29 protein-coding genes and 1 tRNA gene are annotated in these 23,310 nt (G+C 57.4%); all 30 read right to left on the bottom strand.

What is annotated here, in order from left to right; genetic code table 11:
- Positions 1 to 4: 4 nt before the first annotated feature.
- Positions 5 to 883: a heptaprenyl diphosphate synthase component 1 gene (locus KB449_RS10950; protein WP_282908403.1), complete on the bottom strand. Its 879-nt coding sequence runs from the start codon at positions 881 to 883 to the stop codon at positions 5 to 7.
- Between the two features lie 100 nt (positions 884 to 983).
- Entirely contained in the window at positions 984 to 1,502 is a 519-nt protein-coding gene (locus KB449_RS10945) for a hypothetical protein (protein ID WP_282908402.1), read from the bottom strand.
- A 90-nt stretch (positions 1,503 to 1,592) separates the two neighbouring features.
- Positions 1,593 to 1,817: a trp RNA-binding attenuation protein MtrB gene (gene mtrB / locus KB449_RS10940; protein WP_282908401.1), complete on the bottom strand. Its 225-nt coding sequence runs from the start codon at positions 1,815 to 1,817 to the stop codon at positions 1,593 to 1,595.
- A gap of 119 nt (positions 1,818 to 1,936) precedes the next feature.
- Positions 1,937 to 2,013, bottom strand: a tRNA-Pro gene (locus KB449_RS10935).
- Positions 2,014 to 2,150: 137 nt separating this feature from the next.
- Complete coding sequence (locus KB449_RS10930; protein WP_282908400.1) at positions 2,151 to 2,531, bottom strand: LytTR family DNA-binding domain-containing protein; 381 nt, start codon at positions 2,529 to 2,531, stop codon at positions 2,151 to 2,153.
- Positions 2,528 to 2,650, bottom strand: a complete 123-nt coding sequence (locus KB449_RS10925) for a cyclic lactone autoinducer peptide (RefSeq protein WP_090112858.1) — start codon at positions 2,648 to 2,650, stop codon at positions 2,528 to 2,530. The genes KB449_RS10930 and KB449_RS10925 overlap by 4 nt, the downstream gene beginning before the upstream one ends.
- Complete coding sequence (locus tag KB449_RS10920; RefSeq protein WP_282908399.1) at positions 2,647 to 3,171, bottom strand: accessory gene regulator B family protein; 525 nt, start codon at positions 3,169 to 3,171, stop codon at positions 2,647 to 2,649. The genes KB449_RS10925 and KB449_RS10920 overlap by 4 nt, the downstream gene beginning before the upstream one ends.
- Positions 3,161 to 3,829, bottom strand: coding sequence for a hypothetical protein (locus tag KB449_RS10915; protein ID WP_282908398.1), 669 nt, complete (start codon positions 3,827 to 3,829; stop codon positions 3,161 to 3,163). The genes KB449_RS10920 and KB449_RS10915 overlap by 11 nt, the downstream gene beginning before the upstream one ends.
- A 261-nt stretch (positions 3,830 to 4,090) precedes the next feature.
- Positions 4,091 to 5,374, bottom strand: a complete 1,284-nt coding sequence (gene ltrA, locus KB449_RS10910) for a group II intron reverse transcriptase/maturase (protein ID WP_282907093.1) — start codon at positions 5,372 to 5,374, stop codon at positions 4,091 to 4,093.
- An 805-nt stretch (positions 5,375 to 6,179) separates the two neighbouring features.
- Positions 6,180 to 6,452 (bottom strand): HU family DNA-binding protein, encoded by a 273-nt coding sequence (locus KB449_RS10905; RefSeq protein WP_090112863.1) that lies wholly within the window; start codon positions 6,450 to 6,452, stop codon positions 6,180 to 6,182.
- Between the two features lie 113 nt (positions 6,453 to 6,565).
- Positions 6,566 to 7,552, bottom strand: a complete 987-nt coding sequence (locus KB449_RS10900) for an ABC transporter permease (protein ID WP_282908397.1) — start codon at positions 7,550 to 7,552, stop codon at positions 6,566 to 6,568.
- A complete protein-coding gene (locus KB449_RS10895) occupies positions 7,549 to 9,066 on the bottom strand; it encodes a sugar ABC transporter ATP-binding protein (RefSeq protein WP_282908396.1) in 1,518 nt (505 codons plus the stop codon). Before KB449_RS10895 ends, KB449_RS10900 begins: the two co-directional genes overlap by 4 nt.
- Before the next feature lie 86 nt (positions 9,067 to 9,152).
- Positions 9,153 to 10,259 carry a sugar ABC transporter substrate-binding protein gene (locus KB449_RS10890; protein ID WP_286672374.1) on the bottom strand — a complete coding sequence of 369 codons (1,107 nt, stop codon included), beginning with the start codon at positions 10,257 to 10,259 and terminating at the stop codon, positions 9,153 to 9,155.
- Positions 10,260 to 10,534: 275 nt separating this feature from the next.
- On the bottom strand, positions 10,535 to 12,013 hold the full coding sequence (spoIVA, locus tag KB449_RS10885) for a stage IV sporulation protein A (RefSeq protein ID WP_090112865.1): 1,479 nt from the start codon (positions 12,011 to 12,013) through the stop codon (positions 10,535 to 10,537).
- Between the two features lie 258 nt (positions 12,014 to 12,271).
- Positions 12,272 to 13,024, bottom strand: a complete 753-nt coding sequence (locus KB449_RS10880) for a DUF3939 domain-containing protein (RefSeq protein WP_282908394.1) — start codon at positions 13,022 to 13,024, stop codon at positions 12,272 to 12,274.
- A 44-nt stretch (positions 13,025 to 13,068) separates the two neighbouring features.
- A complete protein-coding gene (locus KB449_RS10875) occupies positions 13,069 to 13,428 on the bottom strand; it encodes a 2Fe-2S iron-sulfur cluster-binding protein (protein ID WP_282908393.1) in 360 nt (119 codons plus the stop codon).
- Positions 13,418 to 14,041, bottom strand: a complete 624-nt coding sequence (locus tag KB449_RS10870; RefSeq protein ID WP_282908392.1) for a nucleotidyltransferase family protein — start codon at positions 14,039 to 14,041, stop codon at positions 13,418 to 13,420. Before KB449_RS10870 ends, KB449_RS10875 begins: the two co-directional genes overlap by 11 nt.
- A 13-nt stretch (positions 14,042 to 14,054) precedes the next feature.
- Positions 14,055 to 14,348: a 2Fe-2S iron-sulfur cluster-binding protein gene (locus KB449_RS10865; RefSeq protein ID WP_282908391.1), complete on the bottom strand. Its 294-nt coding sequence runs from the start codon at positions 14,346 to 14,348 to the stop codon at positions 14,055 to 14,057.
- Positions 14,349 to 14,377: 29 nt separating this feature from the next.
- Positions 14,378 to 14,557, bottom strand: a complete 180-nt coding sequence (locus KB449_RS10860) for a DUF2768 family protein (protein WP_282908390.1) — start codon at positions 14,555 to 14,557, stop codon at positions 14,378 to 14,380.
- A 196-nt stretch (positions 14,558 to 14,753) separates the two neighbouring features.
- A complete protein-coding gene (locus KB449_RS10855; RefSeq protein WP_434082499.1) occupies positions 14,754 to 15,374 on the bottom strand; it encodes a nitroreductase family protein in 621 nt (206 codons plus the stop codon).
- Between the two features lie 181 nt (positions 15,375 to 15,555).
- On the bottom strand, positions 15,556 to 15,831 hold the full coding sequence (locus tag KB449_RS10850; protein WP_282908389.1) for a stage VI sporulation protein F: 276 nt from the start codon (positions 15,829 to 15,831) through the stop codon (positions 15,556 to 15,558).
- A gap of 89 nt (positions 15,832 to 15,920) precedes the next feature.
- Complete coding sequence (locus tag KB449_RS10845) at positions 15,921 to 16,955, bottom strand: NAD(P)H-dependent glycerol-3-phosphate dehydrogenase (RefSeq protein WP_282908388.1); 1,035 nt, start codon at positions 16,953 to 16,955, stop codon at positions 15,921 to 15,923.
- On the bottom strand, positions 16,945 to 17,565 hold the full coding sequence (gene plsY / locus KB449_RS10840) for a glycerol-3-phosphate 1-O-acyltransferase PlsY (protein WP_282908387.1): 621 nt from the start codon (positions 17,563 to 17,565) through the stop codon (positions 16,945 to 16,947). The genes KB449_RS10845 and plsY overlap by 11 nt, the downstream gene beginning before the upstream one ends.
- 12 nt (positions 17,566 to 17,577) lie before the next feature.
- Positions 17,578 to 18,900, bottom strand: a complete 1,323-nt coding sequence (der, locus tag KB449_RS10835; protein WP_282908386.1) for a ribosome biogenesis GTPase Der — start codon at positions 18,898 to 18,900, stop codon at positions 17,578 to 17,580.
- A 106-nt stretch (positions 18,901 to 19,006) separates the two neighbouring features.
- A complete protein-coding gene (locus tag KB449_RS10830; protein ID WP_282908385.1) occupies positions 19,007 to 19,186 on the bottom strand; it encodes a capping complex subunit for YIEGIA in 180 nt (59 codons plus the stop codon).
- Positions 19,179 to 20,099, bottom strand: a complete 921-nt coding sequence (locus KB449_RS10825; protein WP_282908384.1) for a YIEGIA family protein — start codon at positions 20,097 to 20,099, stop codon at positions 19,179 to 19,181. The genes KB449_RS10830 and KB449_RS10825 overlap by 8 nt, the downstream gene beginning before the upstream one ends.
- A 139-nt stretch (positions 20,100 to 20,238) precedes the next feature.
- Positions 20,239 to 21,480 (bottom strand): 30S ribosomal protein S1, encoded by a 1,242-nt coding sequence (rpsA, locus tag KB449_RS10820; protein ID WP_282908383.1) that lies wholly within the window; start codon positions 21,478 to 21,480, stop codon positions 20,239 to 20,241.
- A gap of 114 nt (positions 21,481 to 21,594) precedes the next feature.
- Positions 21,595 to 22,182 carry a lysophospholipid acyltransferase family protein gene (locus KB449_RS10815; protein WP_282908382.1) on the bottom strand — a complete coding sequence of 196 codons (588 nt, stop codon included), beginning with the start codon at positions 22,180 to 22,182 and terminating at the stop codon, positions 21,595 to 21,597.
- 3 nt (positions 22,183 to 22,185) lie between these two features.
- The gene (cmk, locus tag KB449_RS10810) at positions 22,186 to 22,890 is read right to left on the bottom strand and encodes a (d)CMP kinase (RefSeq protein WP_282908381.1); all 705 of its coding nucleotides are present in this window, start codon (positions 22,888 to 22,890) and stop codon (positions 22,186 to 22,188) included.
- A 211-nt stretch (positions 22,891 to 23,101) separates the two neighbouring features.
- Positions 23,102 to 23,296: a hypothetical protein gene (locus KB449_RS10805; RefSeq protein ID WP_282908380.1), complete on the bottom strand. Its 195-nt coding sequence runs from the start codon at positions 23,294 to 23,296 to the stop codon at positions 23,102 to 23,104.
- Between the last annotated feature and the right edge of the window lie 14 nt (positions 23,297 to 23,310).

The following is a 23,310-nucleotide window of genomic DNA, read 5'->3' as shown; positions in this document are numbered from 1 at the left end:
CTGGTCATCCCAACTCCTTGATTGCCGCGGCCGGCACCCACGTCGGTCCGTTAAGAAACGGCTCGATTAAACTTGCCAGCTCCGCAGCGAGCTTGTCTGACGGAAGCTTGGGCAGCATCGCTTGAAGCTGACCGGCAGACTGCCTGAGCAACGCGACGAGTTTGTCCGCAACGCCGTACTTGTCCATGAGCTGCCGCAGCAAGCCATGATCGTCAGCCCGCTCTTCAAGCGCTCTTCGATCCTCCGCGCTGCCTTCGCCCATCACATGCCAAACGCCCCAGCTCCCGCTCAGCTCGTCCGGACGCTGAAGACGGAGCAGCTCCTGAAGCAGCAACTCGCATCTTGAAAAGCGTTCGACGAGCTCGGGCCACAGCTTGGCGTACATCCCGCTCATCAAATGCCCGAAAGACATAAAAAGACCGCCCCGGATCGCTGAACCGTAGCTGACGTATTCTTCGGCGTTCATGCGCATCTGCTTCATTTTGCCGTACAAGGACATCTTGATCCGATTCACTTCGCATACCGCTTCGCTCAGCCGTTTGACCGTCTCGATCTGTCCGGCCTGTGACAGTAAATGATAAAAACGGCCGCTAAAATAGTCGCCCGCCAGCACCTTCATTTGTCGGGCCCGCATTTGCTTCGTTGGCGTTTTGGCGCCGCTCACTTCGTTTTCGACCAGGTCGTGCGTGTCGAGCCCCAACTGGACCAGGGAGGTCGCGAGCGGATATAGCTCCGCCTGCCCGCCCAAATCCTGTAGGTCCGCCAGCACGGCTTGAAGCAGACGGACACGCCCTTCGGGGAACGCGGGCAGGTCCGTATGCCTAGCGATCATATCGTATTCAGTATATTTGCGGGCCAATTGCGCGATCGGTTTACGTGTCATGTTCAGCCTCCGGAATTGCAAAACGCGGGTGTCGTCGCTTTTTCAATTTATTAATTATAACATAACCGTTTGCGTGCCGCATGAGACGCGCCAACGTTCATTAAAATGCTAAATTTGCGAGCCAAGCCCGGCCTGCTGCCGTCCAGTTCAAGTGAAATCGGGAAGTCTGCGCCCCTTCGAATTGCACGGATTCATTCAATGCCGCCCAATCCGAGGCTCTGACGTCTGCGGAAGCGAGCAGCACGCTGCGTCCGTCCTCCGGCATATAGATTCGGACCAGCAGCTGTCTGACATTATTCACGCGTTCGAACGACGCCCTGGACAATTCGTATATGTCCCCCAGCAGCGCTTCAGTGCCTCCTGCGCCCGGCGCGACCGCCAGATCCACGCTTAGGATGCCGGGTTCCCATCTGACGCGGCTCAGCGCATTCGCAAGCGGCAGAGGATCGATGAGGTCTACGACGCCTTCATCCACAAGCCGCTCGCTGCGAATCGGGGCGAACAAGCCTCCCGCGTCCGATCGGGGATGCTCCGTACGCGCCGGCTGGATCAAACTAAGCAGCACGATGACGCACACGCCCGCCGCAAGCAGCGCGATTCCGCTCCACCAGTGACGCATCGCTATCCCTCCCTTGTCCGCTCCCGGCCTTCGCTCCTTTCATTGTATAAACAAAAAGGGCAGGCTATGCCTGCTCTCCGAGACATGCTTTTAGTTGTCCGTCTCGACAGTTCCGTACTTCGTCAGCACCGTGGCTTTGCCTCGGATCTTAATGGCGGACGTATGATCGGTGAATTGGGCGATCAGCACTTCGCCTTTGTCCAGCTTCTCCGTGTGATGGAAGCGGGTATCCTGTCCGCGCGTCAATCCGATCACGTTCACGCCGCTCTCTTTGGCCTTGATGACGATGTAATCCGCTTGAATCGGTAAGTCCATATCGACTGCCTCCTTGTCGTATGCCTGGCGACTTCCTGCAACGCATCATTCGCGTCCCTATCAATAAAAACGGCTTCCCGGGTCAAAGCCGCGGGAAGCAGTCATGTTCACGTATGTAATGGTCGGAACGGCGGGATTCGAACCCACGACCTCACCCACCCCAAGGGTGCGCGCTACCAGACTGTGCTACGTCCCGGAATAATAGCGAACGTATGTGATTATATCACGCTCTACGTTACGCTTGCAAGCTTGTCGCCATCGATCTATGAATATTTTTGCGGCTGCCAAGCTCGGACAGCCGGCGGCTAAATCGCGTGCCGCCGGCCATTAATCTTAAGCTTTGGAAGGCTTGAGATTCAGTTTGTAAGCAGGCGCTTCGGAGCCTTCCCGCAGGAAGGCGACCAAGTCCTTGTGATGGGCCCTGGATACCGGCGCACTGATGCCGCCTTCGAAAAACACGCGCCCGAGATCGCCGTCGTAACGCTGGATTTTTTCCGTCTGCACCAAATAGCCGCGTTCGACTTTTCGGAAGCCTTCGCCGGACAAATAGCGGTCGAACTCTTCAAGGGAGCTAAGATGGCTGAAGACGCCATAAGATGTCTGAAACTTGATAATTCCGTTCTCGATGAACTGGAACAGCACATCTTCAAGCGGAATCTCGATCACTTCAACCTCTTTGCCGCGGCGAATGGAAACCGGAATCAATTTGCTCATCTGCGGAGCTCCTTCGGCATTGTAGGTTTGTTCAGGAATACGTAGCAGCCCGTGAATGCGAACAAAGAAGCGACAGCTACGAGCAGGGAACCTACGACACTGTATGCGCGTTTTTTCATTTTTCTTCACCTCCTTCCTTAAATGGCAGCAGGAGCGTCTGAACCGCAAAGGTCAATGCGAGCAGGTCGGATCGGATCCATAGATTCGAAGCGACGATCGCAAGCCCGATGACCTTGAGAATCGGATAATGTCTAGGCTTGATCCAAGCGTATTTGTCGAAGTTGGAAGGCGCGAAAATCGCGACCATGGCGAAAGCGAAAAGGGTAAGTCCGAGCGACCAAGCGTTCGTAAGATGGATGTGCGGAATTAATGTCAACACGATCGTAGAGCCGACGATGCAGCCGACATTCGAGTGCAGGTGATACCCGCCTGTCGCGAGACGAAGGATCGCAAAGGAAACGATGACGGCCAATGTAGCCGCAGGCTCGCCGGTTACGATGCCGAGCAGAATCGTAACCGTCGCGATAAGCACCGTGTTGACGATAATCTTGAGCGCGTATTCGATGACGTCGGCGGATGGCGCTTGAACGCCGGCTTCCGTCATCCTGAAGTTAAGGCCTTCGGAGTATTTACGCAGCATCCTCATTGTCCTTCCTTAACGCGATATAGAGAAACGGCGGCAATGTCAAAATGAATACAAGACTCGCATACACGACATAATCTTTGAATTCGTTTCTGAATACGTAAGCCAGTACCATAAATGCGACGATCGCCGAGATGATGACGGCAATCAATGTCGCGTTGGTCCCTTTGAACTCCAAATCGTGTCTCCGGGAGGTCGGCACGAAATCGAAACCCCAGTTAAACCGCTTGATGATTCTCGCAACGACGAACATGAGTATAAATGTAAGCAGCTGTGCCGATACGCTGATCGCTTCGTCGTCCTTGATCGTCTCGACGGAAATCGAGTTGTATTGTCCCAAAGCGAGGATGGTAACGCCCTGAACGACGATTAGCAAAGAAAGGCCTGCAAAATTCATGATGATAGAATAGAAAATCGGGACCCGAAACAAAATCCACAAAATGATGACATACAGAAAAAATTGTATATAAGTCGAAAGGTTCACGGTCTCCGGATTCAATCTCGTAAAGTAGGAAACCTGACTCATCATGAACGCAACGATCGATACGGTGATGAAGGCCCTCCTGTTGAGCCGGAATCGGAAAAGGGAAAACATGACCAGAAAGACGCCGAAACATTCGATGGCGGCTCCTACTATGAATGGTACATAATGCATTGGCTTTGAGCCCCTTTTATCTAAAATACTATAAAACGATAAAATCATCCACTGCTGGAAGAAATTATTTTACAAAATCCACCGGAATACCTAGTCTGATAAAATACTAACATTCGTGTCGATGCGTGTAAATCGCTTTATCGCAAAATATGAAGCCGCTTCGCGAGGAGCGCGAACGAATAATCGAGTAGGCCCATGCGCAATTGCATGGGCCTCTCACAGATCCGGACATGCGGGTCGACGCATCCGGCTCCTCCGTGCTTATCCCCGTTGGGGACGCAGTTCTTGGCTTCGCTCAAGCAAACTGCATAGTCCGATTTCGGCAAACCATTCGTTTGGCATTGCGTATTGGGCATAGGTGGAATGCGAGCTCCGCCAGGCCGTCATTCGGAGTCCGGGCATATCTTTATTGTCCCATCCCCGTCTCCTCATTTCCCGGTGGAGTTTGCGAATTTTCTTCCAACTCCTTAGTTGCACGGCCCGTATTCGTCTTCGAATCCAGGCATCCAGTCCTCGGAATCGGCTCAACACATCTCCCGTCCCAAAGTAGTTCCCCCATCCCCGCAAGTATGGGTTTAGTCGCTTCTTCACGATCTGCTCGACCTTCACCGTCTGGTTTCTTCGCGTGATCTCCTTCACCCGTTCTTTGAATCGCTTCATCGCTTTTTCCGACGGCACCATCCGTTTTCCCGGCTTGAACGCATGACCCAGGAATACGAATGTTTCCTTGTAGCTGTTTACGATTTTCGTTTTCTCCGGGTGTATGATAAGTCCCATCTCGCGTTCCAGCAGTCCCACGACCGAATTCAGTACACGCTCAGCGCCTTTTGCCGTTTTGCAACAGATGACGAAGTCGTCTGCATATCGCGTCATTCGGTGTCCGCGCGCCGTCATCGCTTCGTCCAGCGGATGCAGATAGATGTTCGCTAAAAGCGGACTAATCACCCCGCCCTGCGGCGTCCCCGTCTCGTTCAGGTGGAAGCTGCCGCCTTCCATGATCCCGGCCTTCAGGAAGCTCTCCAGCAACCGCAGTACACTGCCGTCCACGATGGTCTCTCTCACCTTTTCAATGAGCTTCTCATGCGGGATGGTGTCAAAGTATGACTTCAGGTCGGCGTCGATCACGTACCGGTAGCCTGCTTCCAGATCCTTGCGGATGTTGGCCAGCGCCATATGCGCGCTTCTTCCCGGCCGGAATCCATAGCTGCAGTCCTTGAACTGCGCTTCGAATAGGGGTTCTATGATACGCCTTGCCGCCGCTTGCACGACTCGGTCTTCCACGGTAGGAATGCCCAGCGGTCTTTGCGTCCCGTCAGCTTTCGGGATATACACGCGTTTTACCGGCTTAGACCGGTAAGTCTTGTTTCGCAGCGCCAGCTGAAGCCCCTCTAGATTAGGCTCCAGCTTCGATTCGTATGCCTTTACGGTCACGCGATCGATCCCTGCCGCTCCGCGGTTTCGCTTGACCTCCCGGAACGCTTCCTCCAGGTTTGGCTTCGCCCAAATCTTGTCGATGAGGCTGTACCATTTGCGTTTGCTTGGCACTTCAGCTCCTACGTGTGCGTGTTTGTCTTGCCTTGGTCCCTCCATGCTCGTTCTCCTTCCCTTCCCGTTCCTCGGCTCGTAGCCTTGCGGCAATCTCCGTGTCCCGGTCGGTACTCGCCCCAGACGGCTTCTCCTTTTGTTCATTCCCCGGATCTACGCACATCTTAGCTCCCCGGCTCCTGCCTGGCGCATGGTTTCCCTCATTCACGCTTCTTTCACGGTTCCGGGCTTCACACGTGTCCCCGCCTTTTGAGTCGGGGCACGCATCGGCGACCTGACGCCGATTCACCTACCTTTGCGGCCTTTCCGGCAGGCTTTCTCGCTACTATCCCTTCTTCTGACTGCCCACCGTCCGTACCTTCCTTCTTGATCCTCACGATCTTGAACTCTGATACCGCTACAAAAAAAAAAAAAACTTTCTGCGCGGAGACGATGGGCTCTCCTTGGGTCACGTCAACCGGCTTTCCCCCGAATCCAGTCCTCTTAACTTACGGAGCCTATGGATGGTATAGGACTACCCTTCTTTTGCAGGGTTATCCGGCTCCGTCAGCCAACTTGGTGTATGCCGCCTGTTCCGGGTTTTGCCTTGGCATCCTCCGCACCGTCCCTTGCGGGCCCCGGCACTACGCCTCTGCTATGTACTTCCGCCACCTCGCGGCGTACGCGGGACTTTCACCCGTTAGTCGGTTGCGCTGCCAAGCGCACAAAAAGCCATCTTCGCCCGTCAAACGGGGCAAAGATGGCTTCCCTTGCGCAGCGTACGCGGCATAAGATATGTATCGCTCGCGCCAACGCTTAGGTCTTATTATTTAATTCCGTCCTTGAGCGCCTTCCCCGGCTTGAACGCGGGGATCTTGCCTGCCGGAATCTCGATCTCGTCGCCGGTCTGCGGGTTCCGTCCCTTGCGGGCGGAGCGTTCGCGGACTTCGAAATTGCCGAAGCCGACGAGCTGTACCTTATCGCCGGATTGGAGCGCCTCGGAGATGACGTCGAATACGGCGTCCACCGCGGATGTCGCGTCCTTCTTGGAAAGGTCGGCAAGCTCGGAAACCTTCGCGATCAGTTCGGTCTTGTTCAATGCATTCACCTCCCATACGGACAACTGGCGTAGTATCTGTTTATCCGTTTCAACGAAAATTATACACATGAAAACGGCGGCGCCGCAAGCGTAAAGCCGCGCAAACCCTTTATTTACGCCTTGCGGCGGCTTAAATGCACGAAAGTGACGGTCAGCGCGAGAACGAGAACGGCCCCTTTGATGATATCCGTGGTGTAGTATTGAACGTGCAGCATCGTCAGACCGTTAATCAAAATGCCCGTCAGGACGGCCCCTACGAAAGTCCCGATGATATTCGGACGGCCCGCTCCGAAAACGGAATAGCCGACGAACACGGCCGCGACGGCATCCATTAGCATCGGCGCTCCGGCGTCGATCTGTCCGGATCCGACGCGTGCGGTGTACAATATGCCGCCGATGGCCGCGAAGACGCCCGAAGCGACGTAAGCCCATGCGCGGACGCGGCGAACCCGGACGCCGGACAGACGCGCAGCCTCCTCGTTGCCGCCGGTCATCGTCGTCTGTCGGCCGAAGCGCGTGTATTTAAGAAACACATGCGCGCCGATAACCGCCAGAATCATTAAAATGACCGGGAAGGGAACGCCGAACAGCTTGCCTTGGCCGATCCAAAGAAAGTCGGGGTTCATGACGCCAGGCGCCTTGGTGCCGTCCTGGAACTGCATGTTGTTGTAAATCGAATAACCCTTCGTATACGTCTTGTGAATGCCGCTGACGATGTACATGACCGCCAAGGTAGCCAACAGGTCGGGAATCCGGACCTTGACGATCAGAAAGGCGTTAAGCAGGCCTACGACGGCTCCGATGAGCAGGGGCACGATCAGCACGACCGCCAGCGGCAGTTCGTACCAGATCATCATCGTGGCGGTTGCGACCGTCGTCAACGATACGGTCGAGCCGACGGACAAGTCGAAGCCGTCCACCGTTAGCGAAATCGTCACGCCGATCGCCACGAAAGTAAGAATCGAGATCGAGCGCAAAATGTCCACAAGATTCGAATACGTGAAAAAGTATTCGTTGCGCAGCGAAAAAAACAAGATGACGAGCCCGATGAAAATAAGAGCGCCGTATTTGTACGAAAATTGCAACAGCCGGTTGTTCACGCCAGATCCTCCTTGCCTGCGCTCGCGTAATAAAGAAGCTCTTCCATCGTGACGCCGTCACGGTCGAAATGCTTGACGATCGCGCCGTCGCACATCACGAGAATTCGGTCCGCGAGCCCCAGCGCCTCGGCGAATTCGCAGGTCAGATAAAGAACGCCCTTGCCCGCAGCGGCCAGCTCCCCGATGATGCGGAAGATGTCGCGCTTCGCGCCGACGTCCACGCCTTTGGTCGGCTCGTCGAACATAAACACTTCGGCATCGGTCGCCATCCATTTGCCGATCGCGACCTTCTGCTGATTGCCCCCGCTTAAATAGCCGACGAGCTGGCCGCTCGAGGCCGTGCGGATGCCCAGCTGCCCGATCATGCCTTCCGCATGCCGCCGCTCCGAAAGACGGGAGAGAAAGCCAAGAGCGCCGCTGAGCTGCTTCAAAATCGGCAAGCTCAGGTTGTGAAGGACCGACGAGCCGACCAGGATGCCCTCCTTGCGACGCTCTTCCGGCACGAGAGCTATGCCCGCTCGGACGGCGTCCGCCGGCGACGCTGACTTTACCGTCTTGCCGGCAATTTTAACCCGGCCTCGATCGGCGGCGTCCGCGCCGAACAGCAGCCGCGAGAGCTCCGTCTTGCCCGCGCCTACGAGGCCGACGACCGCTACGATCTCGCCTCGCCTGACGCTTAAGCTCACTCCCCTGACTCGGTGTCCCGCCGCGATGTCCTCGACCTCGAATAAAGTCTCTCCGATCGGAACCGTCGACTTCGGATATTCCTCCTCGAAGCTGCGGCCGAGCATCGCCCTGACAATATCTCCGGTCTCAACCTTGGTTGCCGGCTCGGTCAGCACGACCTTGCCGTCGCGCATGACGGTGATCCGGTCGCTGACCTGTTTGACTTCGGGCAGCCGATGCGAGATAAAAACGATGCCGATGCCCTGTTTTTTCAGCTCGTCCATAATGCCGAAGAGCCGGTCCGCCTCTTCTAGGCTAAGCGGCGCCGTAGGCTCGTCAAGTATAACGAATTTGGCCTCCTGCACGAGGAGCCTGGCGATCAGCACGATCTGCTTCTCCGCCAGCGTAAGCTCGTCCGCCCTGCGCTTGACCGGGATTCGCGAGCCGATCCGTTCGAGCACCGCTTCCGCCTCCCGGCTGAGGGCGGACCAGTTCATCCAGATGGAGCCCTTGCCTGTCGCGATGCGGTCGAGCATCATATTTTCCGCCACGGTGAGGTGAGGCACGAGCGACGTATCGACTTCCTGGTAAACGCAGTGAATGCCTTCCGCCTTGGCGTCGGCCGGCGAAGCGATCGACAGCTTCCGATCTCCGATCTGGATCGTGCCGCCGTCCGCGGCATAAGCGCCGGACAATATTTTCATCAGCGTGCTTTTGCCGGCGCCGTTCGCGCCGAGCAGGGCGTGCACTTCTCCCGGGCGCAGCGTAAAATCTACGCCGCCGAGCGCGCTGACGCCGGCGAACGACTTCGTGATGTTCGTCATCGCAAGCTCGCCGAAGACGTTCATAGCCGCCCCTCCTTTCGCATTTGCTTCCGATCGCAATACAGGACGGCGCGGTCAGAATCCCGCGCCGTCCTCGTGCCTACCTTATTTTACTTGGCGCCGACGGATTGCTCAAGCGCCTTGAGGTAATCCGTGTTGCCGGTGTCGCTCGCGCCCCATCCGTCCACGTATTGGGATAGATCGGCGGTCGTTACTTTCTTATCCGTCGGCAGCGCGTCGCGGCTCACGTACACGGAGTCGAGCTGAACCGTCGGAGGCGTTTCGTCGCCATGCAGCTTTTGGTACAGGTAACGGACTTGGACTTGACCGATCGATGCCGGATCGACGGCCGCGGAAGCCACCCACGGGCTCGTCGGATCTTGAATCAGCGCGAGGTCTTCGTCGCTCAGGTCGATGCCGTAAATCTTGATCTCGTCGCGACCAGCTTGCTTGACTGCGTTGGCTGCGCCCTTGGCGAACTCGTCCCAAGCCGCCCAGATGGCGGTGATGCTGCCCTTTTCCGGATATTGCTTGAGGATCGCTTCGGTCCGCGTCTGCGCGTCGAGCTGAGCGCCGTCAGCGGTGCCGAATGCGGCAAGTTCCTTGATGTCCGGGTTGGCGTCCAAAAATGCCTTGTAGGCAATCTGGCGGGACTCCATCGGCGGGAAGCCTGCGACCCAGATTTTAACGATGGTGCCTTTGCCGCCCGAATCCTTGGAGAGCGCTTCGAGGGTTTGCTCGGCCATCTTCTGGTCGTTCTGCGCGATGCTCGTGACGCCTGCATTGGTCAGACCGGAGTCGAACGCCACGACAGGGATGCCGGCTGCAATCGCCTTGTCGACGCCTGCCGTCAATGCGCCGGCGTCCCCGTGGTCGAGCAGGATGCCGTCGTACTTCTGGGTGACGGCTGCGTCAAGGTTGGTCGCCATAACGTCCAGCTTGTTGTCGGAAGGAATGACGGTCAACTGTCCGCCGAATTTCTCGACTTGCTTCTTAACGCCGTCGACGTACTGCGCGGAGAACGTTCCCGTGTTCAAGCGCATGATGAGCGCGATCTTCTTGCCCTTAAGCGCTTCTGCGTCTCCGCCGGCGTCGGACGCGGAAGGCGATGCAGGCTCGGAAGCCGAAGCGGACGGCGATGCCGATGCCGAGCCGCTGGATGCGCCATTGTTATTATTTTTGTTGCCGCAAGCGGCCAGGAGCAGAACAAGCGCCATGGTCAGCGCGAGCCAGGTCCCAAAACGAAATTGCTTTTTCACTAGAAATGGCCTCCCTAATCTATTAAATCATTCTGTAAAAATAATATAATCATTATTTCCAAGTATGTCAATTGGTTTTTGTGTTTATAAAACTTTCAGCGGGCATACACAAGAATCTATTTTAGGCGAACGATGTCGATATAACAAGAATAAAATAAAAACCTGTCGCCCTCCTTCGGCTCCGTAACGCAAATAAAACCGCACGCCTTATCCGGCGCGCGGTCTTTGGTCATTTATAGGATAATGGCGATGAGTCCGCCCGAGCCTTCGTTGATGATGCGGCCCAGCGTTTCCTGCAGCTTGTAGCGGGCGTTGTCGGGCATCATCGCAATCTTGCCCTGGATGCCTTCCCGTACGATGGAGTGCAGCGAGCGACCGAAAATGTCGGAATCCCAGATCTTGATCGGATCCTTCTCGAAGTCCTGCATCAGGTAGCGGACGAGCTCCTCGCTCTGCTTTTCCGTACCGATGATCGGCGCGAACTCCGATTCGACGTCGACGCGGATCAGATGGATCGAAGGCGCGGTCGCCTTGAGCCGGACGCCGAAGCGCGAGCCCTGCCGGATGAGCTCCGGCTCGTCGAGCTGCATCTCCGCGAGCGTCGGCGCCGCGATGCCGTAGCCGGTCGTCTTCACCATCTCGAGCGCCTCGGCGAAGCGATCGTACTCCCGCTTAGCGTGGGAGAACTCCTGCATCAACTGCAGCAAATGGTCTTTGCCCCGGATCTCCGTGCCGACGACCTCCTGCAGAATGCGGTCGTACAATTCGTCCGGCGCGTACAAGTCGATCTCGGCGACGCCCTGGCCCATGTTGAGACCGCTGAGACCGGCGCGGTCGACGAAGTCGTATTCGAGGAACTGCGAAACGACGCGGTCCACGTCGCGCAGACGTCGAATGTCGCGGACGGTGTCGCGGACCGAATTTTCGTAGCTCGACCGCAGCCAGTGCTGCTCCTGCAGAACCATGACCCAGCTCGGCAGGTTGACGTTGACTTCGTGAACGGGGAACTCGTAGAGCACCTCGCGGAGCACGCCCAGCACTTCATCCTCGCCCATCGACGCCACGCTCAGCGTGATCGCCGGAATATCGTATTTGGCGGCAAGCTCTGCGCGAAGCGCCAGCGCTTCTTCGCTTTTCGGCCTCGTCGAGTTGACGATCAGCACGAACGGCTTGCCGACCTCCTTAAGCTCCGCAATGACGCGTTCCTCCGCCTCGACATAGGAGCTGCGCGGAATTTCCGCGATCGTACCGTCGGTCGTCACGACGACGCCCAGGGTCGAATGCTCCTGGATCACCTTCCGCGTGCCGATTTCCGCCGCTTCCTGGAACGGAATCGCTTCCTCGAACCAGGGCGTCGTAATCATGCGAGGACCGTTTTCGTCCTCGTAGCCTTTGGCGCCCTCGACCGCGTAGCCGACGCAATCGACTAGCCGCACATTGACCTCGAGGCCTTCGCCGACCTTGATCTGAACGGCGTTGTTCGGTACGAACTTGGGCTCCGTCGTCATGATCGTACGGCCCGCCGCGCTTTGCGGCAGCTCGTCGACCGCCCTGACGCGATCGGCTTCATGTGCGATGTTCGGCAGCACGACCGTTTCCACGAATCGCTTGATAAAGGTCGATTTGCCTGTCCGGACGGCGCCGACGACCCCGAGGTAGATGTCGCCGCCCGTACGTTCGGCGATATCTTTGAAAATATCCACTTTTTCCACTGAGATTCCCTCCCCTTCGTAATCGCGAAGCCTGCGGTTCCGCCAGCGCGACGGACTCGTACATGAACTTGGACTAGTATCATTGTATGTGCCATGCCGGCGAATATGACGACGGTTCATATTTTTTGAAGCCCCCGCGCGCCGTTCGCTCATCCAAATGATCCTATGACGGAAAATGGATGCCTATGTCCGAAGAAGCAACAAAAAAAACCGTTCCGGTGACGGAACGGTTCGGCTTGGTAGGGAAAGGGCTTGGTCTTATTTGAGAAATGCCCGCGGCTCTCCTTGGACTAAACGATAAACCGGCGATTTGACCGGCACGTAAAACGATTCGTCCGCCAGCAGCGCCCGCAGGTCGCTCCCTTCGCCGGGCTTCGCTTCCGATTTTTCCAGCGCCTTAACGATATCGATGCCGTAATCCGCGTAAACCGAGCTGCCGGGATCGATCATGAGCTCTAGCACCCGTCCGGTGTACATGCTGCGAATAGCAGGATCGTCGATGCCGAGCGCCTTGTAATCGACCCTGCGGAAGTCGGGGTAGATCTCGTCCGCAACCGGCTGCTTCCCTTTATGCTTCAGAACGTAAGCGTTCACCTTGGACTGTACCGTGCCGATCGCCTGATAGACCGCAAGATCGAGCAGCTTCACCTTAGGATCGCTTTCTTCGTCGATGATGAGAAATTGGCCGGAGCCGCCGCTTTCGAACGCTTCCTTGGGAATATCGGTCACATACCCCATCCGCTTCAGCTTGGCGAAATCGAGACGGAATTTCTCGTATAGCGGGGTCCCCTCGGATGCGTTCTCGATCGGCAATAGTCCCGTGTCCTTGCGGTAGCTGTCGACGGCAGCCTGAACGGCGCTCACCGCTTCTTTGGCCGACACCTGGTTTGATGGCGTGTACTCGTCCGGATACAAGCAGCCTGCCAGCGGCAGCAGCGCAAGCGCACATACGAGCATGGCTGCGCGCTTGGCCGCCAACCGGCCTTTTTTCATCCATAGCGATCTTTTCAAATCCAAAAGCCCCCTGTATAAAGCCGTCAATTCCGGCTTGTCGTTTACCATAAATCGTCCGATTGCTGTCGCTCAAGCTGCCGGCGGACGGCCGCCTTTAGCGGATCTTCCGGAACCTCGACCCGAAGGGAACGCCGGATCCGGGACTGGCAAGACAGCCTTACGCCCTGCTCGAGCAGCGGTCCAAGCTTGCGACGCTCCGCCTCCGTCGGGGGAGAGAGCGCTTCCCTGTGGGCAAGCGGCACATCGACCTTGCACATCAAGCAGCCGGCGACGCCCCCGCACCGCGTGCGTACGGGCGCCTTGGCCCGCCTGGCCGCTTCGAGCAGCGTCGTGCCGGCTCTTACGTTCACAGTCTGCCCCTCCGGCCCGAATTCGACCTCGCAGCCGCCTTTATCGCCCATCGTCCGCTCCCTCCTCCGGTGCCGCAGCTGTCAGTCGCCGAAGCTCGCTTTTGATGCCCTCGGACAGCGATTGACGTGCGGCGAGAAGCTCAAGGGTGCGCAAATGCGCCTGCGGATCGGCCCGGATAAGCCGGGCCGCCTCGAGCGCGCGGTCTTCCCGCTCGCGCAGCACATTAAAAATGAGCTCGTGCCCCAGCGGCATAAGACGAATGGAAGGCGTGCGATCCTGTGGAAACCAGTCGTCGCCGTGCGCATATAAAAAGGCGTCGACCTCAGTCAGATACCGGGAACCGGGAATATGAATCTCGAAGTTCCCTACAAGCTCGATCGTAACGCCGCCATACCGGTAATGAGACAACAACGAACGGTAGCGCCCCGTTTCGTCCCATGCCTGAATGTCGGTCGCCCATTCGGCAAGCCGCTTATGAAGAGCCGTCGCGGCGTCAGCGTCCGCATAAATATCCAGGTCTCTCGGCGCCGAAGCCAGCCGCGCCCCGCGAAGCGCAAGTCCGGCGCTGCCCCCGACCAACCAACGCGCCTTGCAGTCCACGGTCAGCCCCGCGATCGCGGTCAGCGCGCGCAGGATGTCTTCGCCGTTGCCTTCTATAGGCATGTCCTTCAGCTCCTTAGAAGTACGTCCGGTTGACGGCCGCGATCGTGCCCGCCGTCTCGACGCGCGCCTGACAGCCGAGGCGATAACCCGCATCCAGCTCGTCCGGTCCAAGCCGGTCCCATTCGGCGTCTGTAGACGCCTCGAGAAGCTCGCCGCCTTCCGTGACGAGGCAGCGGCAGCGCGCGCATGTGCCCCTCGAGCAATTGAACTGCCAATCGACGCCGGCGCCGAGCGCGAGCTCCAGCAGCGTAGCGCCGATTCGCGGTTCCGTGCGCGCTTCGATCGTTCTACCTTTAAGCGTAAGCATATTCAAATCCTCCGGCCCGGTTCTAGTTGTCAAATAATCGATATAAGTCCGCATGCCATACCGACAAGCAGCATAACGAAGGCGACGAAGGAAAGCCCGAAGCGCAGCGCGCCCTTGGTCTTCGCCCTGGCGAGCATGATCAGCACCGCCGACAGAACCATCAGTCCGATGCCGACGAACGACACCCACATTTTCATCATCGGATCCATTGCTAAATAACAGTCCCTTCCTCAAACCGCAGCCTTATGTATGGCAATGACCGTCGCACGTCAAAGCACCGACGATCGGAAAATCAATCCTATAAAACGGAACATATTATACCACATTCTTCAATCACATTCGTCATTCGCGGGCAAAAATGACGAAAACCGCCGTTGCATGGCGCATCGGCGGCCGACCCGTTCTTTATTTAAAAATCTTGATTCTTTCTTCCAGCGGTTTGAACGTCTTCTCCCCCGGCTGCGCGATCGGTTTGCCGAACGGCATTTGAGCGATCAAGGACCAGCTGTCGGGCAACCTCCAGGTCCGTTTGACCTCTTCGTCGACGAGCGGATTGTAATGCTGCAGGGATGCGCCGAAGCCCTCGGTCTCGAGCGCCGTCCAGATGACAAACTGATGCATGCCGGAGGAATGCGCCGACCACTTCGGGAAGTTGTCCTTGTAGGACGCGAACTGCTGCTGCAGGCTTTCGATAACGGTCTGGTCCTCAAAAAACAGCACCGTGCCGTACCCTGCAGCGAAAGCGCTCATCTTCTCTTGCGTCGCTTTGAATTGCTCGGGATCGGCGACGACTTTGCGAAGCGTCTCTGTCGTTATGTTCCAAAATTTCTTGTGTTCCTGCTTGAGCAGCAGTACGATTCTGGCGCTTTGAGAGTTAAACGAAGACGGCGTATACTTGACCGCTTCCTTGATGATCTCTTCGATCCGTTCGTCCGGAACGATGGCTTCGTCGCTGATGCCGTAAAAGCTGCGGCGGTGTCTGACGGCACTCAGAAAGTGATCGCGGACGATCGCATCCATCGTCATGGCAGCATGTCTCCCCTTTCTGTATTCGAGTTGGACGATTACCGCTTCAGGTTGCCCAATTGCCCGTAAATCAATGAATGGCATGCTTGACCAACGTTTATTCATGGACGGTCGACTGCGCCTGATATGCAAAAAAGCCCCGCTCCCCGACAAGGGAAGGAGGCTTTTGCGGCAGCGGCCTTTATTTTTTAAGCATCATTTTCATAAGTCCTTCAAGATTGCCGATGTTAAAACCGCTCTTTTTGACTGCGCCGACGATCTCCTTGATCGTCTCCTCCGACACGGGCACGCCCGCTGTGCTCGATACCTGCTTGATCAGCTGGCGGAGTTGCGCTTCGCTTTGCATGATGTCCGGGGACACCTTTTGCGCGATTTTTTTGAGCGACGCTTCCGATACGGGCTTCCCCGTCTTTTTGCTTACCGAATTAATAACATCCTTGGAGATCTTCTTGTCCATGCTTCCCCTCCTCCGCAAATCATGCCTTGTATCCTATGAGGCACGAGGTGCGGCGGTGTGGGCGGGTTTGAAGACTGAGGCGGCTATCGCTATGTACGGTTAAAAAGAACGGTCTCCTCGATCTCATGCGTGCGCACTCTTCCCATGAGCGCTTCTACCGCTTGCAGCGGCGGCTTGCCTTCGAACAGAACGGCATGAAGCTGCGCCGTGATCGGCATCTCGACACCGTACTGAACGGCGAGCTTCGAGGCTGCCAGCGTCGTACGCACGCCTTCGACGACCATCCCGATTCGTTCTTGAACCTCTTCATAACCAAGCCCCTGCGCGAGCAGCTCCCCGGCGCGATAGTTGCGGCTGTGTCTGCTCGTACAAGTGGCGATCAAGTCTCCGACGCCAGCGAGGCCGGCAAAAGTGAGCATATGCGCGCCCATCGCGGATCCCAGACGTCCGATCTCGGCAAGCCCGCGCGTCACAAGCGCGGACTTGGCGTTGATTCCGAAGCCAAGACCGTCAGAAAGCCCTGCGCCGAGACCGATAATGTTTTTGATGGCGCCGGCCGTCTCTGCGCCGATGTAATCGGGATTCGTATAGACGCGGAAGTAGGCATCGTTAATAAACAAATCCTGAGCAGCTTCCGCTTGCTTAAGCTCGCTGGCAGCCACGACGACAGTCGTGGGCAGCCGCAGCACGACTTCTTCGGCATGGCTTGGTCCGGATAGGACGACGATGGAGCCTTCAGGGCGTTTCAACTCTTCGGAGAGCACTTGGGACATTCGTTTTAAACTGCCCGTCTCAAAGCCTTTGGTCGCATGAACGATGAGCGATTCCGGCTTGAGATGTGCCGCGGCCGCTTGCGCAACCTCTCGCATGGCCGAAGACGGCGCCACGAACACGACGGCGTCCGCATCGCGGAGCGCCTCGGCCATATCCGTCGTCGCACGAAGCGATTGGGGCAGCTCCGTATCCTCCAAATATTTGCGATTCGTATGAGATTCGTTGATCTCTTCCGCTTGGGCGGCACCGCGCGTCCATACTGTTACCTCGTGACCGTTGTCCGCGAGCACGCAAGCCAGCGCCGTGCCCCAGCTGCCGGCTACCAGGACCGTAACTTGGCTAGATGCCATGCGAATCCTCCTTCTTCTTGGCGCCGATTTTGTTCTCGGTACCGTTCATCAGCTTGACGATATTTTTGCGATGCCGGACAATCGCCAGCAGCGCCAGTACGAGCGCTCCCCAAAAAACCGGGCCGATCTCGCCGGCCAAGCCGAGAACAATAGGCACCAGCGAGGCGAACACCATCGATCCGAGCGAAACATAACGCGTAATAACGATTAGGACAATAGCTACGATGCCCGCGGCGACGACAGGCAGCGGCGCCATGTAAATGAGTGCGCCGACGGTTGTCGCAATGCCCTTCCCGCCCTTGAAGCGGAAATAAAGCGGCCAATTGTGCCCGGCGATCGAAGCCAGACCGCAAGCGACCGCAAGCCAGGAGCCTTGCTCCCCGGCGATCGCTTGACCGAGGGCGACGGCAGCGAGGCCTTTGGCGATGTCGAGCAGGAAGACGGCGATCGCCGGTCCCTTGCCGAGCACGCGAAGCGTATTTGTCGCGCCGGCATTGCCGCTTCCATGCTGGCGAATATCGATCTTGCGGAGCCAACGGGCAAAAAGGATGCTGAAGGAAACGGAGCCGAGCAAATAACTGACGACTACGGCGATGACGGCTGGCAGCAAAACGGTTCTCTCCTATTCCTGATCGGACTTGCGGCGCGTAAAGAGGCGCAGCGGCGTTCCCTCGAAATCGAACGCGGCCCGAATCTTGTTTTCCAAATAACGCTCGTACGAGAAGTGCATCAATTCGGGATCGTTCACGAAAATAAGTATCGTCGGCGGCTTGACGGATACCTGCGTTGCATAATTGACGCGCAGCCTGCGGCCTTTATCCGTCGGGGGCGGCGTTATCGCCACTGCGTCCGCGACGACATCGTTGAGCAGATGCGTCGGCACGCGCATCGCATGCTGCTCGGCGACGCGATCGATAACGGGCAGCAGACGGTGCAGCCTGGACTTCGTGAGCGCGGACAGAAACACGATCGGCGCATACGACATGAACAGGAAGTGGTCGCGGATCGAATTGGTGAAGTGCTGCATCGTCTTGTCGTCCTTCTCGACGATGTCCCACTTGTTGACGACGAATACGGACGCCTTGCCCATCTCGTGCGCGTATCCGGCAATATGCTTGTCCTGCTCGATGATGCCTTCTTCGCCGTTAATGACGACAAGCACGACGTCCGCGCGCTCGATGGCCTTCATCGACCGCATGACACTGTACTTCTCGGTCGTCTCGTACACCTTGCCCCGCTTGCGCATGCCCGCGGTGTCGATCAGCACGTATCGTTGATCGTCCTTAACGAAGGGCGTATCGATGGCATCGCGCGTCGTACCCGCGATCTCGCTGACGATGACGCGCTCTTCGCCCAGTATGGCATTGACGAGCGAGGACTTCCCGACATTCGGACGCCCGATCAAGGCCACCTTGATTACATCGTCGTCGTACTCCTGATCTTCGCCGACCGGCAGACGCTCTATGCAGGCCTCGAGCAGGTCTCCGATGCCGATGCCGTGCGAGCCCGAGAGCGCGATGGGATCGCCGAAACCCAGGCTGTAAAATTCGTAAATATCGTCCATGCGCTGAAGATTGTCCACCTTGTTCACGGCGACGACGACCGGTTTGCCCGAGCGGAACAAGATCTGGGCGACTTCTTCGTCGGCGTTCGTGACGCCTGACTTGGCGTCGGCCATGAAAACGATGAGGTCCGCTTCTTCGATGGCGAGCTCCGCTTGCATTCGGACAAGGCGAAGCATGCCGTCTTCGCCGTCGATCTCGATACCGCCGGTATCGATCACGCTAAAGCTGCGGCCGCTCCATTCGCCGGTGCCGTAAATACGGTCGCGCGTAATGCCCGGCTTATCTTCGACGATGGCCAGGCGGTCACCGATTATGCGATTAAAAATCGTCGACTTCCCTACGTTGGGACGTCCTACGATGGCAATGACAGGTCTTGCCATGCTTTCACTCCTTAAGGGATTCCTCTGAATCATACAAAGAGTATCATAACAAAAATACCCCGCCTTGGCTAACGGTTCCTAAAGTTCCCCGCTCGCCTGCGCATCGTTAATGCCGATCGACGAGCATATACAATCCGTCTTTGAGTTTATGAGCGGCGCAGTCCAGTATTTTTTCCATTAGATTCGTCAAGTTTTGCAGTTCCTCCTCCGACTTCGCGATCAGAGCGGACGAGCCTTCCGATACATTGGTCGAATCGGTCGTCAGAAACATGACTATTTTAGCCATGAGCTGGCTCTCCTTTCGTTTTGTTGGCCTTCGTCGGTCTGCGGACGGCCGATTCAAGAAGGGGAACGTCTTGCATCGCTTTGAGCGCCTTCTCCATCCCGTGTTCCCGCGGCAGCAGCAGCACGCCGAGCGCCCCCGTCGCCAGATCGAGCTTCGCGATCGGCAATAGCGCCGGTTCTCCGTCATCCCGATATACGCCGAGTCTTGTCGACAGATCGTGCAAAATTGCCTGCCGAAGACCCAGGTTGGAAAGCGTTACTTTCGCATCATCGCTAACCGGCGTCAGGATGAAGCCGATCGCTTGTTTGCGGATGATGTCGAGATTCGATTCGAGCCCGACATTCATCATATAGACCGGTCCAACCGTTACGCTTGCGTTTTCCGCTTTAACAGGCGCGAACGCCACTTCCGCGATGTCCTTAATCGTCTTTCCCTTCATAAACCGCAGGACGATCGCGATACATACGATACCGAGCAGCACGCCCCAGATCCACCCGATTATCGTTGCCGCAAAGCTGACAATCAAAGCCGTCGCTATCGACAAATAGTTTCGCCCTTCGAAAACGACGGCAATGCCTTCAATATAGGTCGCGCCGCGCGGGACGAGCTCCTGGTGATCGATTGCGGTCAACGTCCCCCTCTCCATATTGCGCACTTCCCTGAACTGCTGCGCTGCGAGCGACAAAAACGTGATCGCCGTATAATCCTTGCTCATCAGCGCCGGGACGGCCACGGCGCCCAGCGCGCCTGCGATCAGCCCGAGCGCCAGATGAATGATTTTGCCGTGCGGATAAGCGGGATACTGCCTGTAGTCGCTGCGCAGCATGACTACCCGTGCCAAAAAACCGAATAACGTGCCGAGCGTCACGCCGATCAATTCATGATGTCCGGCTAGCCACTTTGCCGTTATCATACCTTGTCCCCCTCTTGCCGGATTCCTTTCCATTCCTTAGTATGCGCAGCAAGGACGTCGTCAAAAAAACAATTTGCAAGACGCAAAAAAAGCGCTGCAGAAAGGCTTCTGCAGCGCCCGTCATAGCTATGGATGTAGCTTACTTAAACTTGCTCAGCTTGTCGCCGAACTTCTCGGCAAGCGTGAAGCTCATGCTCTCAGGAGCGGGAATGTTCGACTCTTCGCGTCTGCCTCGCGGTTCGCGCGGCGCACGTTCAGGTTGAGCGGGCGCTTCTTCGGTCTCCTTGATGGAGAGCGATACGCGCTTCTCGGCCGGGTTGAAGTCCAAAATCTTCGCTTGCACTTCCTGGCCTTCCTTCAATACTTCGTGCGGCGTAGCGACGTGGCGGTGCGCGATCTGGGAGATGTGCACAAGGCCTTCGACGCCGGGCGCGATCTCGACGAATGCGCCGAAGCTCACGAGACGCTTCACGACGCCGGTCACGACATCGCCGCTGTTGAATTTGCCGTTAACCGATTCCCAAGGACCCGGTTGGGCGGCTTTGATGCTCAGCTTGATCTTGCCGATCGATGTGTCGACGCTCAGCACCTTCACGTTGACCTTTTGGCCTTCGGAAACGACGTCGGCCGGATGCGCCACATGGTTCCAAGCGATCTCGGAAACGTGGACCAGTCCGTCTACGCCGCCGATGTCGACGAATGCGCCAAACGGCGTAAGGCGCTGAACCGTGCCTTCGAGCACTTGGCCCGGCTGCAAGGATTCCATAACCGATTGCTTTTGCGCTTCGTATTCGGCTTCGAGCACTTCTTTGGCCGACAGGATCACTTTATTGTTTTCACGGTCGATTTCTTTGACCTTGACGCGAAGGGTACGACCCTTGTAGTCGGAGAAGTCTTCGACAAACGTGCGCGCGACCATGGAAGCGGGAATAAAGCCGCGCACGCCAACGTCGGCGACCAGGCCGCCCTTGACGACGTCAGCTACCGTAACTTCGAACGCTTCGCCGTTGTCGAATTTGCTCTGGAGATCATCCCATGCCTTCGCGCCGTCGATCTGACGCTTGGAGAGGACAAGGCTAGCCTTCTCGTCGTTGATGCTGACGACCTTCGCTTCGACTTCCTGGCCGATCTGTACGGCGTCGGAAGCATTCTCCAGGTTGACGTTGGAGAGCTCGCGAAGCGGGATGACACCGTCGTATTTATATCCAAGGCTTACATAAGCTTGGTTGTCTTCGATTTTAACGATGGTTCCCTTCACGGTATCGCCCTTTTTCAGCGATACGACGTTCTCCAGCTCGTCTTGCGTTACCGTCTCTGCGGCATTGTCGGCAGCGACAGGCTCCTGCGCGGCGGATTCCTGGACATTGATTTCTTCAGACATGGAAATAACCTCCTCAGTTCTACCACAACTTTATTTAAACCCGCAACGCGGGGTTTAAATCACTTAAGTATAAAATTAGGACGAATGACCGTAGTATGCGCCGGAAGAATTAAATTATTGCGCGGGCCTGCCCGTATTCAGCATTTCTTTGATCCTGGACATCAGCAGTTCGGTAGCGGCTTCTTGCGCCTCCGGCGAACCGTCGCCTGCAAGCGCCTGCATATCGAGCGGCGCGCCGTATACGGCCTTCATCTTCGTAAATGGACGATAGCTGCCGACCAGAGCCACCGGCACGACGGCCGAGCCGGCACGGAACGCCATGCTCATCGCACCGCGCTTGCCCATGAGACCGACGTCCTTGCGCGTTCCCTCCGGGAAAATGCCCATCACTTTGCCTTCGCGCAAGATGCCGATCGCCGTGCGGATCGCCTCTTTGCTGACGCCGCCGCGCTTAACCGGAAAAGCGCCCAGGTTCGCAATCAATGCGCCGAATCCGGGAACCTTGAACAACTCCGCCTTGGCCATATAGTGAACCTTGCGGTCGACGCCGATCCCTAGCGCGATCGGATCGAGCAGGCTCGTATGGTTGCTGGCGAGGATCACGCCGCCCTGGGCGGGAATTCGCCCGGCGCCGACAGCCTCAAAACGGTAAAGCAGCTTGAACAGGACTCTGAGCAGCAATCTCGCGAATCGGTAAAGCATCGGTCAATTCTCCCTTGCAGCGATCGCTTGCGCGGCCGTACGGCCTAGCGATACGATCTCGTCCACGATCTCGGCGATCGAGCGCCCCGTCGAATCGATCAGGAGGGCGTCGGCGGCCTGGCGCAACGGCGCGATCTCGCGCTCGCTGTCCATTCTGTCGCGCAAAGCGATCTCGCCTTCGAGCTGATCGAGGGTGACGGCCGGCTTATCCCCGAGCTCCAAAAACCTGCGGCTCGCGCGCTCTCGCGGCGACGCGGTCAAGAAGACCTTGAGCTCCGCATCGGGCAGCACATGCGTGCCGATGTCGCGGCCGTCCATGACGACGCCCTTGGCGGCAGCCATCCGGCGCTGCAGCTCGGACATGCGCGACCGCACGGCGGCGTTCGCGGATACCAGCGAGACGGCCGCGGTAACCTCGCGCGAGCGGATCAGACCGGTGACGTCCTTGCCGTCAGCCAATACGATCTGCCCCCCTTCGCCGGGAAGTAACGAGATGTCCAGACCCGACGCCAGCGACGCCAGACTATCGCTGTCATTCAGTTGAAGCCCGCGAGACTGTGCGACAAAGGTGACGGCACGGTACATAGCGCCCGTGTCCACGTATACGTAATGAAGCTCGCTGGCGACCAGCCTTGCGACCGTGCTCTTGCCCGCTCCGGCCGGTCCGTCGATCGCAATGTTGATGCGGTGCGGATAACGTTCATTCATGAAGTAGCAACAAGCCTCCTAGAGCGCACAAACATTGATGCATCCGGTCGATAAGACAGGAGGTCCATCGGCCTGCGGCAAGGCGGAGACGAAGCTGCTCGGCAACGCCTGCATGAGCATAAAACCAGCCGGCCGACGCCTGCGCACGAATGAACAAATTATACCACAGCAAATATTCAGATGCAAAAAAGCAAGCCGAATAGACAAGTGTCTATCCGGCTTCGTAGCGGATTCCATCGGCGCGCTCGCCGGGAACGATCAACGTCCTGAACGCAGGTACGCGCAGCAGCAGCTGCGCCAAAATGAGCAAGATCGCGCCGGCCAATGCCGCCGCTCGCAGATACCCGTCGACGCGTTCCGCCGTCCGCTCGCGGTCCGCTCGCCGACGATTTCCTTCGCCGTCCATGCCGCTTATGCCCC

Source organism: Cohnella hashimotonis (genome assembly GCF_030014955.1).
Lineage (GTDB): Bacteria > Bacillota > Bacilli > Paenibacillales > Paenibacillaceae > Cohnella > Cohnella hashimotonis.
Note: the sequence above shows the minus strand (reverse complement) of the source record. Positions and strands in the feature narration are given on the sequence as shown.